Origin of the sequence: Streptomyces sp. NPDC090045 (assembly GCF_044747975.1) — a bacterium.
Taxonomy (GTDB): domain Bacteria; phylum Actinomycetota; class Actinomycetes; order Streptomycetales; family Streptomycetaceae; genus Streptomyces.
On record NZ_JBIVFA010000015.1, the window covers coordinates 40,536 to 55,241 of the forward strand.

The window sequence follows — 14,706 nt, forward strand, 5'->3', positions numbered from 1 at the left end:
GGCAACGCGAGATCCGGGGGGCTGAGCGCAAAGGAAGAGCGCGTCCATGGGCATCACCACCAGTTCCGCACGTCGTCGGCGGGCGGGATCCGCCGCGGCGGCGGCCGTCCTCGGCCTCCTGGCGGCAGCCGGCACCCCTGCCTTCGCCTCCCCGGACGGCTCGGCGGGCCGGTCCCCGGTCACGACCCCCGCCGGGCACTCCGCGTCTGCCGGAGGCCCGGAATCCGCCCAGGGCGCCGCCGGATCCGGGGTCCCGCTGGGGATCTCCCGGCTGGCACAGGGCGCGGGCCGTGACGTGGCGATCACCATCGACGACGGCCCGGACCCCCGCTGGACGCCCCAGGTCCTCAAGGTGCTGCGGGAGAACCACGTCAAGGCCACCTTCTGCATGATCGGGACGAAGGTGCAGAAGTACCCGGACCTGGCCCGCTCCGTCGCCGCCGACGGGCACCGGCTGTGCAACCACTCCGTCGACCACGACGTGACGATGGACCACAAGCCCGTGGCCTACCAGCAGCAGCAGATACTCGACGCCAAGGCCATGATCGAGAAGGCCGTACCGGGTGTTCCCGTCGGCTACTACCGTGCGCCGGGCGGAGCCTTCACCCCCGACAGCCGGGCGATAGCCGCGGCCAGCGGGATGCGGCCGCTGGGCTGGAGCGTGGACCCCAAGGACTGGAGCAAGCCGGGCCTGCCGGCCATCATCTCCGCCGTCGAGGACAAGCTCCCCCAGCAGCCGACCGTCCTCTTCCACGACGGGGGCGGCGACCGCAGCGAGACCGTCGCGGCGCTCAAGGAGTACCTGCCCTGGCTCACCGCGCACGGCTACACCTTCTCCTTCCCGGCCCGCACCACCCCGTAGCCCCCGGGCGACGACGGCCCCACCCCCGCTACGGGGCGTGGGGCGCCCGGTGATCATGTGCGGGGGCGGTCCGGCCCGGAGAGCCGGGACATGGTCGCGTTCCGCTCCTCCGCGCTCTACGGGGTCGCCGCCAACCCGGCCCTTCCCACACCGCTGCTGCTGCGCCTGATCGCCTTCGACGGCGGGGGCGGTCCGCCCTTCCAGGCCCTGCACCGGCCGGGGCTGCCCGAGTCGGCCGTGGCGGCCGTCCTCGCTCACCCCCTGCCGTACCCGCGGGCCGGGCTCGCGACGAGCGGCCAGGCGGCTCCCGAGCAGCGGGCCCGGCTCGCGGACGATCCCTCGCCCCTGGTACGGGCCGCCGTCGCCGGCGGGCCCGAGTCGACCCACGATCCCCGGACGAAGGTCCGTCCGCTGCCGGACGCGGTGTGCGGCCGTCTCCTCGTGGACCCCGAACCGTCCGTACGGAGCGCGCTGTTGCGCTCGCGCCACGTGGCGCCCTCCTTCCTCGCCTCCCTGGTGCGCCATCACGATCCGGCCGCTCGGCGTACCGCCCTGCGGGTCTGGGACGAACTGACGACGGACGGGCGTGCCACGCTGCTCGACGACCCCGACCCCGGGGTGCGGCGGTCGGCCGCGCTGTACGCGTGCCCTCAGGACGCTCGGCTCACTACGGCGTTGCTCCGCGACCCCGCCGACGCCCTGCCCGAGGTGGTCCGCCGTGGGCTCCTCGACCGCACGGACGCCGAGCGGTTCCTCGCCGAGGGCGTTCACCTGGTCGAACCCGCCGGCAATCCGTCCCTGCCGGCCGACCTCGTGGACCGTCTGGCCGTCGACCCCGACGACGAGGTGCGGCTCGCCGTCTCGCTCCGGCCCGAACCGACCGAAGCTCGACGCTCGGCGATCGACTTCACGGTGGACCCGTACGACCGGGGTGACATGGACTGGGTGGCGGCCGGCATCGGCGATCAGGACGTGCTGCACCGGGCCGCGACCTCGGCCCATCCGACACCCCGGAGGAGGTTCTGATGAGCGTGTACGCCCGGCTCGGCGGGACGTTCTCCGCGTGGATGGCGACCGGGCACCCCCGCTTCCCCAGTGAGGGGCTTGCCGCCCGCTTCGCGGACCATCCGGACGGGAAGTACCGGCTGCTGGCGGTCCGCGACCCCGCCGCCGGCCCCGATCTGATCGAGCGGCTCAGCCACGATCCGCACGACTGGACGCGCCAAGCGGCGACCTGCGACCCGCGCCTGCCGCTCCCCCGGCTCATGGAGGCCATCGCCGTGCCCGAACTGGCCTACAGCGCGGGTGCCAATCCGGCCCTTCCCCCGGGCGAAATGGCCCTGGTCATGGACGAGGCCGGCGTACCCGCATGACGACCGACCGCCCCGGCAGGAGCTCACGCTCCGAGGCGGCAGGCGCTCACGGGCGCCTCGTCCCTTCGCCGACCGCATGCCCCGCCGTCCGAAACCGGTGGACGGCCCAGCCGGCACCGATCGCGGCGGCCGTCCAGACCAGGACCTCGGCCAGGATGATGGCCGGGGTCGTGGTCATGTGCGGACGCGGCGGCATCAAGACCATCTGCAGGGCCGCGCCGACCGGCACCGTCAACGCGGCCAGCAGACCGACGGGCCCCGGACGCCTGACGGATGCGCCCACCACGCCAAGGACCGAGCCGAACAGCACACTTGCCGTCCACCACACGACCAGATCCGACTCGTACCCTGCCAGCGGCTCCTGGCGGGCAAAGGCGTCCATCACGTAGTACGCCGCCGTGGCCGCGATCAGCGCCGTAGCGCCTGCCAGCGCGCCGCGGGCCCACGTCCTCGCCAGCCAGCCCGTCGCCACCGCGAGCGCGGCCCATGACCAGCCGGCGTCCATCAACAGGCTGAGGACCTTGGAGGCGCCCGCCCAGACGGTTCCCACGATCGGAGCTCCGAGCTCCGAGTAGGGGGAAGAGAGGGCGTTGACGAGCGAGGTCGCCGCACCGAAACCCGTCCCGACCACGACACTTGTGATGATGATCTTCATATCGGGAGCATATCCAGCGCCCGGTTCAGTGGGCTTCGGGCAGCCGTACGGCCTCGATCTCCGTGTCGTTGAGCAGGGCCTCGACGAGCGGCGCGGGGCCCGCCACCCTGGTGGCCCACAGGTCGTAGTCCGTGCAGAGGACCCAGGACCGGTCGTGGGCCCAGAAGTTCGACGGGCTCCACCCGTCTTCCTCGGGGTGGTCGTACAGCACCTTGGCGTCCCCGAGCCGGCCGGCCCGGACGTGCAGGTTGTCGAAGTCCTCGGCCCCTTGCCCCAACGGGGTGTAGTAGGCCAGGCAGCGGGTGTCCGGCCCTTGCGGGCTGTGTGCGGCGAGGATCTCGACGAGCCGGTTCCAGTCGGCTCGGTCCAGGCTGCCCTCGGACGGTGCCGAGATGCCGACCGGCCAGCCGCCCGCCTCTCTGAGCGAAGGGAAGCAGGTGTAGGGGCCGGGCCACTGGTCCTCGGGCAGCACAGAATCGCCGGTCCGCCGTGAGAGCTCCGCCCAGCGCAGCCGGCGCCACCGTGCTCCGGGGTGCTCGCCCTTCGTGCCGGTGAGCACCTCCGCGGGGTCGAGACCCGGGATGATCTCGGGCCCGCCGCCCATCAGCACGGCCCGTTGGTACGCGAAGCACGACATGCCGGTCGGCCCGACTTCGTGCTGGTGCATGGAGTGGAGGACCCAGACCGCGTCGGGCAGCGCCGGCGGCATGAACCCGGTGAGTCCGTCGTCGTCGGCCAGTTCCCGCAGCCAGTCGGTTTCCTCGGAGGCGGCCCGCGGCCACCGGGCGGCCGCCACGGCGGCGAGTGTTTCGTGCATCCGCTCAGGATCTCACCCGCCGCCGGTGCCCCGCCCGCCTGCCCAGCGGTCCCGGGCCTCCTTCAAGGCCGCGCGGCCGGAACGGGCTGAAGTGTGGGCCAACGGGCGAGCATGCGTGCGCGCATGGCGGTGCTGAGGCTGCTCAGACCGCGGAGGGAGGTGTCGTCGGCCGTCATCCGGCCGACGACTCCGAGCCGGTGGACGAGTCGTTGCCGGGCGGTCGCGGTGCCCCACGTCCAGTCTTGGTGGGGAATCCGGGCCAGGTGATCCGTGCCTTCGCGGTGTGCCCGCTGTACGAGCGCGTCGCCGCGGATCAGCCAGCCCGCACACGCGTCGGCGAGCCCCCCTTGAACATCCGAGCCGGTCGCGGTGCGCCACTCCTCGCGGTACGCGCCCTCCGCCCGTTCCAGCAGCGGCTCGGACGCCGAAGTGACGCACCAGCAGGTCGGAAAGCCGATGCGCAGGTAGGCGAGCTCCATCAAGCCGCTGCCCAGTGCGGCCTGCTCGAAGTCGATGAACCGGATCCCCTTGGCCGTGTGGAGGTCGTTGCCGGGGCAGGGGTCTCCGTGGAGGAGGGCGTGTCCGGGTGCCCGGTCGAGCCTGGCGACGAGGTCGTCGAGTTCGCCGGACACGGCAGGCGTGACCGGAACCTCCAGAGCACCGGCCAGCCGCAGGAAGGACTCGACATCGGCCTGGTTCGGGCCCTGCCACCTGGGAAGTACCCCCACGTCATCCGGGCGGGCCGTGGCATGCAGCCGTGCCAGCGCGGCCGCGTAGTCGACGATCCAGTCGCCGGCCGGGCGTTGGTGTTCCAGGTGCTCCAGCACCAGGACCCGCTCGCCGGGATCCGTGGCCAGCAACGCCGGCACCACGGGCGTTCCGGCCCGGGCGGCGAGCCGCAGGGCGGCCACCTCACGTGCGTACCGCTCGTCGGCGTCAGGACCGTCGACGAGCTGCTTCACCACCACGGTCGACGCCGGCAACTCGACGCGCCAGACGCGCGAGCGAGGGCTGCTGCTCAGCCTCAGAGAGCCCTCGGGCTCTCCCAGCTCGGCACGTAACTCGTCTCCGAACGGCAGTTGTGTCCCCATCAGCTCATCCTCCCACGCGCACGAACCGACGCAGCGTCTCCTGCCACGTCTCGCACCACAGCACGCCCTGCACGAGCCCGAGCGCCTGCGATCTGCAGGAGGCGTCCGTGATCTGCGGCAGCGTCTCCTCGATCCCGGGCAGCAGATCCTGCGCGAAGGCGGATCCCGGGGCGAAGGCGAGGTACCGGCTCTTGCGGGTGGCCGGTTCCACGGTGAACACCTGCGCGTGGCGGTGCCGTGTGGCCGCGTCCGTCGACTCCAGCAGTTTCCGCGCGTGGTCGAGGGTCACCTCCCGCAGTGCGCACGCGTCCGTCCCGGCGCCGTCGCCGTCGGCGTGGCCGTGGCCGTCGTGCTCATGGGCGAGGCAGTGGGCCCGCAGGGTGTCGGCCAGCAGTGCGGCCGGTTCGACGGCCAGTGCCTCCCGTACGTACGCGTCGAAGTGCTTCGCCGCCCCGGCGACGACGAAGGGCTCGACATGGAGCAGCAGGTCCTGGAGGGCGAACAGGGTGTCGGCGCCACCCTCCCGCACCCGCCGTGCACGTTCGTCGAGGATGCCGGTCATCAGCTCCCTCAGCGGTTCCAGCGCGGCCACCCGCTTCGTCACCTTCGGGAACGGCGTCAGGCAGTGCCGTGTGACGGTGTAGCCGAGGCTCCCCCGTACGGTGCCGGTCAGTTCGACGCGGATCGGGTGCCTGAAAGCGGGGCCGGCCAGTACGGACTCGACACCGTCGGTCCCCCGGCGCTGTATCCACTGCAGGGCGAAGACGCGCTGGTCGCCCGCCGGGTCGCCGAGTGGCATTCCCACCCGCTGCATCAGGACGAGCAGGTCGAGATCGACACCGACGCCCCAGAAGTCGCCCCCCAGTGATCTGCTCTGCAGCGCGAGCAAGGGCTCACGGGTCTCGCCCGCCTCGCGCATCCGTGCCGCGATCGACGCCATCACCGGCTCCAGGCCGGCGACGGGCAGGCGTAGTCCCGCGTACCGGCGCAGGAAGAGCGTCAGCCAGGCGTTGGCGGCCTGCGCCGACTCGGTGGAGACGGGCTCCGCCCCTCCGGTGAGCCGCTCCAGCACGCCGAGGCGTGTCATCAGGGCGAACCAGGCCTCGGCGGCCGCGGTCTTCGCGACGGCCGAGGAGCCCCGGGGCTCCGGCAGATGGGTCCTCAGGTGTACTGCCGTGTCGGGGTCTTCCGCCAGGGCCCGCGCCAGAGGCGCCGCCCATGCCTCCCACACGGACGCGACCGCCGTCTCCAGTGCGCCGCCCCGCAGCAGGAGGCGGAAGATCTCGGTGTTGGTGTCGTCGGCGGCCAGCGGGCCGCCGTTCCCCTCCGGCAGCTCCACCGCGAAGGCTGCGGGGATGTCGCGCTGCCGGTGGTAGGTGACCCCGTCCCGGACGAAGGACCTGGAGCCCGCGCTCTCCCTGCGGCACGACTCGAGGACGAGCCGGCGGTGGCTCTCGTACGCCTCGCCCGCCGACGAGCGTGCGGCCAGGTCGTCCCGGTACCGCCTGAGCAGCTTCACGTCGACGACGCCGAGCGCGCGGAACTCCGAGACGAGCTCCCGCAGAGCATCCTCGTCGATGCCGCCGAGCCGCAGCTGCGCAGCCCGTGCCTCGGCGTAGAGCGGCTTGGCCATCGCCACGCTGCCCGCCGCCGCCACGATGCGCGCGCCCTCGTCCAAGGCGAACGGGAGGAGCTCGGGGTGAGGTGCGGTCAGCTTCTTCAGGCTCGTCTGGAGCTGGGTCGCGGCCCGGCCCGGCTTCGTCTCGGCCGTCTTGGCGCACGTGCGCAGCGGGGCGAGCAGCCCCATCGCCTGCCGTGCCAGGTCCGGGTGCACCCGGCAGACCCGGGACAGGAAGTCCAGGGGCCGTACCGGCGTCCTGCCGACCGGCGCGGGCTCGTCCGCCTCCGGCTCCAGGCCCAGCGCCCGCGCCACCGCGTCCTGCGCCTCGACGACGCGTGCCACCACCAGCCGTACGAAATGCCCGTCGCCTTCCAGCAGCGGCGATACGTAGCGGCGCGCGGTCAGCAGCTCCTCGTCCGGGCCTGAAGGGTCGCCCGCCAGCACCGCGCCCGCATGGAGCAGCCGACGTGCGTCGGCGGGCTGCCGCGCCCGGGGCGGTTCGGCTTCCGGTGCGCCTGCCGCGGCGTACTCCGCACACGCGACGAGAAAGGACTGGTACCCGGAGGCCCCGTCGGCCGGCATGGTCCCGGAGAAACGCCCCCGCCCCGTATCGGCCTCCCGCCCGTCGTAGAGGGTCACCATCGCTCTGATCCCCTCGGACCAGACGGTCCGGGGCACCACGTCGTAGCTGCCCGCCCCTTGCCGCCCCAGGACGTCGGTGAACCAGAAGTCGTGCAGGCTCACCGGCGCCACGGGTCCCTGGTACCGCAGGTCGGCCACCACTCCGTACGCACGCCCCTGGTGCCCGAAGGTGAAGCCGGCACGCTCCCCGCCGATCCGTCCGCCGAACCGCCCCACCATGCCCTCGAAGCGCGCACCGGACTCGTACGAGGCGCCGTGGAAGACGGCGATCCCCTCCCGTGTGCTCCGCGCATCCGGTCCCGGCGCCGGCGAGCAGTCCGGCCGTGCGTACACCTCGCGGTGCAGCTGCTCGATGCCCTGCTCCCCGCCCAGCGGATCCAGCAGCTTCCGCCAGCGCTCGAGCAGTCCGGTGCCGCGCGGGTCGAGGAGCACCGGATGCGGAATCACGACCACGGGGTCGTCCAGCTCGCGTTCCCCGTCGAGGCCCGTCACCACCAGCGCACCGCCGCCCGGGCCCGGCGCGATGCCCGTGAGCACCCCGGCGTACCGCACCTCCGGCTCGCCCGCCGGCCCGTCGTACGGCGCGATCACCGCGTACCGCAGAGCGCGCTGCCAGTAAGGGTCGGGCCACACTTGCCGTATCAACACGGCCGGCACCGGCAGGGATTGCGTCATCCATCGCTCGACGCTCGTCCGCGCCTGGGCGGCATGGTCGCCGATCCATTCCGCCAGCGCGGTCAACTCCCGTACCAACGGCTCCGTCTTGAGCGCGGCCGGCACCTTCTTCAGCTCCCGCCCGGCCGCAGTGCGGCAGCGGAGCACGGGCTTCGGCCCGGCCCAGGGATCGAGTGTCAGCTCGTACTCCCCGGCAGCCCTCCATGCAGTGGTCGAACTCATCGCGCATACCCCCGTGGTGCATCGGCGCCCGCCACTTCCCCGAGCAGGCCATTACAACCTACTGGCACCCTCTGACAGCGCTCCCCCGGACCGGGCCACCTGGGGCGACCGCCTTGTCGGTGTGCCCGGTTAGGGTGCGCGCCATGGACATACGCATGCCGGCCGAGGCACTCTCCGGTTCCTGGGCCGACACCAAGTCGGCCCGGGATGCTCTCGTGGCGCAGGGGGCCCCGGTCGTCGGGGCCGTGTTGGAGCTGCTCTGCGATGAGCGGTCGCCCGTCGACTGGACCGTGTCGGCGGACGTGCTGTGCAGGATCGGCGCGCCCGCCCTCGGGCCCCTGGCGGACGCGGCCGCGGCCGCGGACTCGCCCGAGGTGGCGAGAAGAACGGCGTGGGCGCTCGGACGGCTGGAAGTGGAGGACCCGGAGGTCTACGAACCACTGCTGAGCCATGCGCACCCCCGGGTCCGGACCAACGCCCTCTGCGCCTTCCAAAGCCGGGGCGCCGGCGCGGTGCGGTTCGTCGACCGGCTGGTTCCGCTGTTGGGAGACCCGGAACCCGAGGTCCGGCAGCGGGCCGTCTGGGCGTTCACGGCGATCGGCGCCGGAGCCGTTCCCGCGCTACGGCGCGTACGGCGGGAGCCGGCGACCGGGACCGGGATCCGCTCGGGCGCTCTGGAGGCGCTCGCTGACATCGGAGGGCCGGCCGCGCTCGATGGCGGGGACCTGGAGGCGTGGCGCCGACTGGCGCGGATCAAGCGGCTGAGCGAGACCCCTCACGGCATGCATCTGTGCGGGTCCTGGTACGCGGTCCCGACCGACGACCAGGACGCGGTACTCGAGGCGTTCGACCTGGGCGACCCCGAACCGGTGACGCTCCGCACGGGGGAGGCGGCCTGGAACCAGGACCATCACAGCTGGAACCGGAATCCGCACCGTACCTGTGCACGGGTCTTCGTCAGCCCCGTACTGGACGGCTGGACACTGGTCTTCGGTGACACCTCCCAGGACCACCACCGCATCGATCCCGCGGAAGACGGCGAAGAGTTCCTGGCGGAGGTCGTACGCGCACGGTGCATCGACCTCAGCCGCAGGTTCGGAGCCGCGCACTGGTACGGCATGAGCTGCGGTGACGGCTGGACCGCCTGGTGCATCGCGGAGGCCGGCGCGGTGGTGCGCCACTACGACGCCTTCGACGCGGAGGAGAACGGTGACGAGGGCCCGTCGCACGCGTGCGAGTCCGGCTACCTGCTGCCGCACGAGGACGGCTTTCCCGAGGACGCCTTCGACGGCGTGGATCCGTCGGACACCGCTGCTTTCACGGAGCACTTTCACCGTCTGAAACTGGAGCTCGGGATCCCCGACACCCTCTACGCCAACGACATCGCGGCGCGGCTGTCGGTCGATCCCGGTGCGCTGGGGGCGGACACCGGGGTCTCGGGGCACGGGGTCCTCGCGCTCACCGCGTGCGGCCGGGAACACGGTCACCCTGCCGGGGCGCTGCCCGTGTGAGGGTTCCGCCGCCCGCCGCTCAACCCGAGATGCCGAGTGGCGGGTCGGTGACTAGTATCATCCGTAGGTAACTGTGGCAACTGCGGGAAACACACCCTTTGCCTGCAGTGTGCGCCAGCACGCGCGGCGTGCGAATGTGCGCACCGGCCCAGAAGGTCCGCGGCCCGACGAGGCCGCGTTGACGGGGAATACGCACTCATCACATCACATGTGTATGACCACAGGTACAGCGCGTGCGTCTCTTGTGTGAGGAGGAAGAGAAATCTTCGTGCCACAGCAACAAGAAGGGTTCTGAACCATGCAAGCACTGAGAGTGAAGCGGCTCTTCGCGGTGTCCGCCATCGGCGTTCTGATGGCCGGCGGCGCCGCCCTCGGAGCCGCCGGAACGGCCTCCGCGGCAACCCCGACCCACTCCACCACGTACGTGACCGGTGGCGGCGGCTGGGACCACGACCGGGGCCACCACGGCTGGCACGACGACGATCACGACTACCGAGGCGGTGGGCACGGCCACGACTGCTGACGAACGAGGGAACGCTGTGCGGCCCCAACGAGGGCTGCACAGCGCCACGTTCCCGAGGGGCCATGGTGGGCCCGCGGGTGGGTCAGCCAAGAGCAGGGGTCATGAGGTCGAGGACCAGCAGGTTGCCCCAGTCGTTGGTGAAGGTGGCACGCATGCCCTCGTAGTGCACGCCGACGAATGGGTTGGAAGCAAACATGACGGCGACCCACCGCAACGATGAGTCGGCGTTGAGACGGGCGAGGTAACCGATGTTGCCCATCCCGCCACCCCCGCCGGACATCCACCCTGATCCGTCCGGCAGCGGGCTCTCGAAGTAGGTGTTCACCCCATCGAAGTTGTGCCCCTCAAGGGACTGGGCCACGTCGAACGGCCCTCCGATGCGAAAGGGAATCGGCTGCCCGGCATCCGGGTGGTACGCCCCCGGGCCGTCAACATGCAACTCCAGGCCGGTGTCGTCCGACCGGTACAGACCGTCACACAGCGGCATTTCCCCGGCCTGCCAGAGCCCCTCGACCCTTCCCATAACCCACCCCACCCTCTTGACCTCACCTTACGCGCTGTCCGGAGACACCGCGGCTTCCCCTTCTCGGGGGCGCCAGGTGAGGGTGACCGAGATCGCGGCCTTCGCCTCGCCGTCCGCGAGCAGGGCCACGGCCTTGCCCGGCTTCACCACCAGCTCGATCCCGAAGGTGGCACTGACCTCGTCGGGGCGGGCGGCGCGCGCGGATGCGAGGACGGCAGCCCCGATGCCGCTGACCAGTTCGTTCAACTGGTCCACGCGGGCGGCGAGATGGTCGAGCGCGCCCACGTCCTCGTAGGCGGACTCGTCCGATCCGTGGGGCAGGTCCTCGGGGTGCATCACGCTGACGCGGGCCAGTACGGTCTCCCCGCCCGGCAGTTCGATCCGCTGGATCCGACGTTCCATCGACTCTCCCCCGCCGCGGACGACCAGCCTTCATCAGAGCGTTGTCGACCTCACCGACCATTGTGCCCATCGCGAGGCGCGATGCACACCGGCCGGGTGGCGGGCGTCTGGCTCGTTTCGGTCCGCCTGCCGGTCGGTCGTTTGACTCCCGGTGTTCCGGTCGCTTTGATTTCGCCGGTCAACGCGTTGGGGTTCGTACGGGAGAGCGGGGCTGCGCCGATCATGGTGGCGAGGCGGTCGCTGGGCCGGCAGTTCGGGTGGCTCTGGGCGGCGTACTCGGTCAGCACTCTCGGCACGTGGCTCGCGTTCGACGCGTTCGCCTTGATCGCGATCCTCGTCCTGCAGGCCGGGGCGACCGAGGTGTCGGTCCTGGCGGCCTCGGGGCTGGCCATCGGCGCGGTGGTGGCGGTGCCGCTCGGCCCGTGGGTGGAGTTCCGCCGCAAGCGGCCGGTGATGATCGCCATGGACCTGGTCCGGTTCGCGGCGTGGATGAGCGTGCCGGTGGCGTTCGCGCTCGGCCGGCTCTGCTTCGCCCAGCTCCTGCTCGTGTCGGTCGTCGTCGGCGCAGCCGACATCGCCTTCACGGCGGCCAGTGGCGCTGCTCTGAAGGCACTCGTCCGGCCCGAGGACCTGCTCGTCGCGAACGGGCGGTTCGAGTCCACGACCTGGACCGCCACCATGCTCGGCCCGCCACTCGGCGGGGCGGCGATCGTCCTGATCGGCCCGGTGATGACCGTGGTGGCCAACGCGGTGAGCTACCTCCTCTCCGCCGTGGGGATCCGCGCGATCGGCGGACAGGAGGTGCGTCCCGCGCCCGCCGCAGCCCGGCCACGGCTGCGAGTCGGCGACCTGGCCGCGGGGTGGCGGTACATCCTGGCCGACTCCGCGCTGCGCCCGCTCTTCGCCAACACGGTCCTGGTCAACGGCCTGATCATGGCGGCCTCGCCGCTGCTCGTCGTCCTCATGGTCCGCGACCTCGGGTTCACGCCCTGGCAGTACGGCCTCGCCTTCGCCGTGCCCTGCGTCGGCGGCCTGATCGGCTCACGGCTGTCCCCCAGGGTCGTGGCGCGCTACGGGCAGCACAGGGTGATGGTGACGGCCGGAACGCTGCGGGCGTTCTGGCTGCTCGGTCTGGCCTTCATCGGCCCCGGCACCGCCGGGCTCGTGCTCGTCATGACCGTGGAACTCGGGCTAATCACCTGCATGGGCGTGTTCAACCCCGTGTTCGCCACCTACCGCCTCGCCCGGACCCCGGCCGACCGGGTCGCCCGCACCCTGGCCGCGTGGTCGGTCACCAGCAAGGCCACCATCGCCGCGCTGACCGCTCTGTGGGGCCTGCTGGCCGGCGTCACCAGCCCGCGCACCGCGCTCGTGATCGCCGGTCTCCTCCTCATGGCGACCCCGCTCCTGCTCCCCCGGCGCGACCTCCCGCCGCAGCACGAGCGGGAGCCGGCCCGCAACCTCACCTGACCCACCGCAACGCGCGGCCCCGGCATCCGAGTGGCAGGCCGGCGCAGCGGCCCGGGGAGTCAACGGCCCCGATGGGTACGGTACGTTGGGCATGCCTCGCGGTGACCTGTGCGGACGGACAAGGTCGCGCCGAGGCCACCCGGCCGAACCGGCACACCGCCTCCCGGACCGGCCCGGACCGTCCAGGCGGCCGCGGCCGGCCCCGGACCGCCCTACTCCAGGAGTCACCCGTGGCGCGCTCGCTCGACGGCCTCGTCTTCGTCCCCGTGGCCGACCAGGCACCCGGCCAGGTCGGCCGGCAGACCCGGTTCGAGTACCACGAGCAGGACGACCGGGTCTGGGCCGAGTACGGCGGAGGGGACGTGGTCAGGGGTTACCTCGTCGGCACCCGGGCGGACGACTCCGTCGACTTCCGTTACGTCCAGCTCCGCCTCGACGGGACGACCGCTTCCGGGCACTGCACCTCGCTCGTCACGGAACTTCCCGACGGCCGCCTCCGTCTGGAGGAGACGTGGACGTGGGAATCCCAGGAGGGTCACGGCACCAGCACGGTCGAGCAGCCGCTCGGCTGAGGTCCTGCTGCGGACCCCGGAGGGCAGCAGTACGGCTCCTGCCGCCGGCTGGGTCGAGGCCGTGAGCATCACGAGACGCTGGGTGCGGGAAGTGCGGGGCGCAGCTCCGCCCACGGCCTGGCCGTCTCCAGCTGCGCGGCCACCCTGAGCACGGTCACCTCGTCGTCGCGGCGGCCGACCAGTTGCACGGCGAGCGGCAGGCCGTCCGAGCCGAGGCCCGCCGGGACGGACGCGGCCGGGTGCCCGGTGACGTTCCACAGCGCGGTGTAGGCGACCATCGGGCGCGAGCGTGCCAGCGCCGTCAGCAGCCCGGCGCCGTCCAGTGCGCCCACCGGGCGCGGGCGCTCGGCGATGACCGGGGTCAGCAGCAGGTCCATGGTGGTGAACATCCGGTCGACGCGCAGCGCCAGCCGCTCCCCCGCCCGGATACCGCGCTCCACAGCGGATTCGGGGACCATCCGGGCCAGTGTGAGCGTGCTGCGGGTGCGCTGCTCCAGCAGGTCGGGCCGCTCGACCGCGGCGGCTTCCGCCCGTACTCCGCCGCAGAACTGCGCGGCGAACGGAGCCGTCGCGTCCGGGTAGCGGGGGTTGACCTCCCGTACGTCGTGACCCAGCTCGCGCAGCGCCCGTACGGTGTCCAGCAGGGCCTCGACGTGCGCCGGATGCGGGCGTATGCCGGGCACTGCGGGCTTGGCCGAATAGCCGATGCGGAGCCGGCCGGGCGGGGTCTCCAGGGCCCGTACCCAGCTGGTGGTCGCCGGGCGGGCGGCCCAGCGGTCGGTGGGGGTGGTGCCGGCGAGGACGTCGTAGAGCAGGGCGGAATCGCGCACGTTGCGGGTCAGCGGCCCCACGGTGCCGAGGGCGTACCAGAGGTGGGGGTTCGGGGCGGTGGAGACCCTGCCCCGCTGGGGCTTGAGCCCGAAGAGCCCGCAGCAGGCCGCGGGGATGCGGATCGAGCCGCCTCCGTCGCCGCCGAGCGCGGCCCCGACCAGCCCGGCCGCGACGGCGGCGGCGCTGCCGCCGCTGGAGCCGCCGGGGGTGCGGGAGGTGTCCCAGGGGTTGTGGGTGTGACCGTGGGCCACGGATTCGGTGAAGGGCCACTGGCCGAACTCGGGCATCGTCGTCTTGCCGATCACGACGGCTCCGGCGGCGCGCAGGCGGTGTACGGCCTCGGAGTCGTCGGCCGCAGGGGTGCGGTTGGCGGCGCCGCCGAAGGTGGTGACCTGCCCGGCGACGTCCAGCTCGTCCTTGATCGCGATCGGCACGCCGTGGAGGGGGCCGTCCGCCCCTGCCGCGTCCCGGGCGTCGGCCTCGGCGAGGGCCTGCTCGGCGAGGACGATGCGGAAGGCGCCGAGGGCGGGATCGTTCCGGGCGATGCGGCGCAGCGCGGCCTCGACGAGGGCGCGGGAGGTGATCTTGCCGGTGCGTACCAGCTCGGCCTGCCGCTCGACCGACTGGAACATCAACTCCGCGTCGTCCCTGTCCTGTTCCCCGCCCTGCTCCCCGCCCCGTGCGCCGTCCTTGTCCATGCCCGCCCCTTCCGCTCTACCTGCCGGTAACTCCGAGCAAGGCTGGCGCCCTGCCGCGTGCACGTCAAGCGGCTGATATCGGCCCGACAGGCGCCGACCTGCCCTGTCACACGCCTGTGACAGTCGGCAGACAGCCCTATGAAGTCGCGCGGCCAATCTCTTTATCAGGGACAAACACCGACATTCCGGAGAGCGTCCCCTGCTTCCGAGGACGCGAG

Annotated in this window: 14 protein-coding genes; 7 read left to right on the top strand and 7 right to left on the bottom strand. The window is 72.4% G+C overall.

Annotated features, from left to right (window positions below; all coding sequences use genetic code 11):
* Positions 1–46: 46 nt before the first annotated feature.
* The 3 genes from ACIPYQ_RS32010 to ACIPYQ_RS32020 all read left to right on the top strand — a co-directional run bounded on the left by ACIPYQ_RS32010 (position 47) and on the right by ACIPYQ_RS32020 (position 2,235).
* Positions 47–862, top strand: a complete 816-nt coding sequence (locus tag ACIPYQ_RS32010; protein WP_401257514.1) for a polysaccharide deacetylase family protein — start codon at positions 47–49, stop codon at positions 860–862.
* 90 nt (positions 863–952) lie between these two features.
* The gene (locus tag ACIPYQ_RS32015) at positions 953–1,888 is read left to right on the top strand and encodes a Mucin-2 (RefSeq protein WP_401257516.1); all 936 of its coding nucleotides are present in this window, start codon (positions 953–955) and stop codon (positions 1,886–1,888) included.
* Entirely contained in the window at positions 1,888–2,235 is a 348-nt protein-coding gene (locus tag ACIPYQ_RS32020) for a hypothetical protein (RefSeq protein ID WP_401257518.1), read from the top strand. Before ACIPYQ_RS32015 ends, ACIPYQ_RS32020 begins: the two co-directional genes overlap by 1 nt.
* A gap of 46 nt (positions 2,236–2,281) precedes the next feature.
* Here ACIPYQ_RS32020 and ACIPYQ_RS32025 read toward each other — a convergent pair whose 3' ends face one another.
* The 4 genes from ACIPYQ_RS32025 to ACIPYQ_RS32040 form a co-directional block, all read right to left on the bottom strand.
* Positions 2,282–2,890 (bottom strand): hypothetical protein, encoded by a 609-nt coding sequence (locus ACIPYQ_RS32025; RefSeq protein WP_401257520.1) that lies wholly within the window; start codon positions 2,888–2,890, stop codon positions 2,282–2,284.
* Positions 2,891–2,915: 25 nt separating this feature from the next.
* Positions 2,916–3,707, bottom strand: a complete 792-nt coding sequence (locus ACIPYQ_RS32030) for a hypothetical protein (RefSeq protein ID WP_401257522.1) — start codon at positions 3,705–3,707, stop codon at positions 2,916–2,918.
* 62 nt (positions 3,708–3,769) lie between these two features.
* Positions 3,770–4,798 (bottom strand): aminoglycoside phosphotransferase family protein, encoded by a 1,029-nt coding sequence (locus ACIPYQ_RS32035; protein WP_401257523.1) that lies wholly within the window; start codon positions 4,796–4,798, stop codon positions 3,770–3,772.
* 4 nt (positions 4,799–4,802) lie between these two features.
* Entirely contained in the window at positions 4,803–7,958 is a 3,156-nt protein-coding gene (locus ACIPYQ_RS32040; RefSeq protein ID WP_401257525.1) for a DUF4132 domain-containing protein, read from the bottom strand.
* 143 nt (positions 7,959–8,101) lie between these two features.
* Here ACIPYQ_RS32040 and ACIPYQ_RS32045 point away from each other — a divergent pair, with 143 nt between their 5' ends.
* Positions 8,102–9,469 (top strand): HEAT repeat domain-containing protein, encoded by a 1,368-nt coding sequence (locus ACIPYQ_RS32045; RefSeq protein WP_401257527.1) that lies wholly within the window; start codon positions 8,102–8,104, stop codon positions 9,467–9,469.
* Positions 9,470–9,767: 298 nt separating this feature from the next.
* Positions 9,768–9,992: a hypothetical protein gene (locus ACIPYQ_RS32050; protein WP_401257529.1), complete on the top strand. Its 225-nt coding sequence runs from the start codon at positions 9,768–9,770 to the stop codon at positions 9,990–9,992.
* 82 nt (positions 9,993–10,074) lie between these two features.
* Here ACIPYQ_RS32050 and ACIPYQ_RS32055 read toward each other — a convergent pair whose 3' ends face one another.
* Positions 10,075–10,515, bottom strand: coding sequence for a hypothetical protein (locus ACIPYQ_RS32055; RefSeq protein WP_401257531.1), 441 nt, complete (start codon positions 10,513–10,515; stop codon positions 10,075–10,077).
* A 27-nt stretch (positions 10,516–10,542) separates the two neighbouring features.
* Positions 10,543–10,917 (bottom strand): CU044_2847 family protein, encoded by a 375-nt coding sequence (locus tag ACIPYQ_RS32060; protein WP_401257533.1) that lies wholly within the window; start codon positions 10,915–10,917, stop codon positions 10,543–10,545.
* Between the two features lie 222 nt (positions 10,918–11,139).
* Here ACIPYQ_RS32060 and ACIPYQ_RS32065 point away from each other — a divergent pair, with 222 nt between their 5' ends.
* Both ACIPYQ_RS32065 and ACIPYQ_RS32070 read left to right on the top strand, forming a co-directional pair.
* A complete protein-coding gene (locus tag ACIPYQ_RS32065; RefSeq protein WP_401257535.1) occupies positions 11,140–12,387 on the top strand; it encodes an MFS transporter in 1,248 nt (415 codons plus the stop codon).
* 230 nt (positions 12,388–12,617) lie between these two features.
* A complete protein-coding gene (locus tag ACIPYQ_RS32070) occupies positions 12,618–12,959 on the top strand; it encodes a hypothetical protein (protein WP_361767409.1) in 342 nt (113 codons plus the stop codon).
* 68 nt (positions 12,960–13,027) lie between these two features.
* On the opposite strand, the gene ACIPYQ_RS32075 is transcribed toward ACIPYQ_RS32070, so the two are convergent.
* Complete coding sequence (locus ACIPYQ_RS32075; protein ID WP_401257537.1) at positions 13,028–14,488, bottom strand: amidase; 1,461 nt, start codon at positions 14,486–14,488, stop codon at positions 13,028–13,030.
* Positions 14,489–14,706 lie beyond the last annotated feature (218 nt).

Bases quoted from the DNA above. Each gene is read 5' to 3' on its own strand.
- ACIPYQ_RS32020 (WP_401257518.1), top strand. From the start codon at position 1,888: ATGAGCGTGTACGCCCGGCTCGGCGGGACGTTCTCCGCGTGGATGGCG.
- ACIPYQ_RS32025 (WP_401257520.1), bottom strand. From the start codon at position 2,890: ATGAAGATCATCATCACAAGTGTCGTGGTCGGGACGGGTTTCGGTGCG.
- ACIPYQ_RS32075 (WP_401257537.1), bottom strand. From the start codon at position 14,488: ATGGACAAGGACGGCGCACGGGGCGGGGAGCAGGGCGGGGAACAGGAC.
- ACIPYQ_RS32015 (WP_401257516.1), top strand. From the start codon at position 953: ATGGTCGCGTTCCGCTCCTCCGCGCTCTACGGGGTCGCCGCCAACCCG.
- ACIPYQ_RS32040 (WP_401257525.1), bottom strand. From the start codon at position 7,958: ATGAGTTCGACCACTGCATGGAGGGCTGCCGGGGAGTACGAGCTGACA.
- ACIPYQ_RS32060 (WP_401257533.1), bottom strand. From the start codon at position 10,917: ATGGAACGTCGGATCCAGCGGATCGAACTGCCGGGCGGGGAGACCGTA.
- ACIPYQ_RS32035 (WP_401257523.1), bottom strand. From the start codon at position 4,798: ATGGGGACACAACTGCCGTTCGGAGACGAGTTACGTGCCGAGCTGGGA.
- ACIPYQ_RS32065 (WP_401257535.1), top strand. From the start codon at position 11,140: ATGGTGGCGAGGCGGTCGCTGGGCCGGCAGTTCGGGTGGCTCTGGGCG.
- ACIPYQ_RS32010 (WP_401257514.1), top strand. From the start codon at position 47: ATGGGCATCACCACCAGTTCCGCACGTCGTCGGCGGGCGGGATCCGCC.
- ACIPYQ_RS32045 (WP_401257527.1), top strand. From the start codon at position 8,102: ATGGACATACGCATGCCGGCCGAGGCACTCTCCGGTTCCTGGGCCGAC.
- ACIPYQ_RS32030 (WP_401257522.1), bottom strand. From the start codon at position 3,707: ATGCACGAAACACTCGCCGCCGTGGCGGCCGCCCGGTGGCCGCGGGCC.
- ACIPYQ_RS32050 (WP_401257529.1), top strand. From the start codon at position 9,768: ATGCAAGCACTGAGAGTGAAGCGGCTCTTCGCGGTGTCCGCCATCGGC.
- ACIPYQ_RS32055 (WP_401257531.1), bottom strand. From the start codon at position 10,515: ATGGGAAGGGTCGAGGGGCTCTGGCAGGCCGGGGAAATGCCGCTGTGT.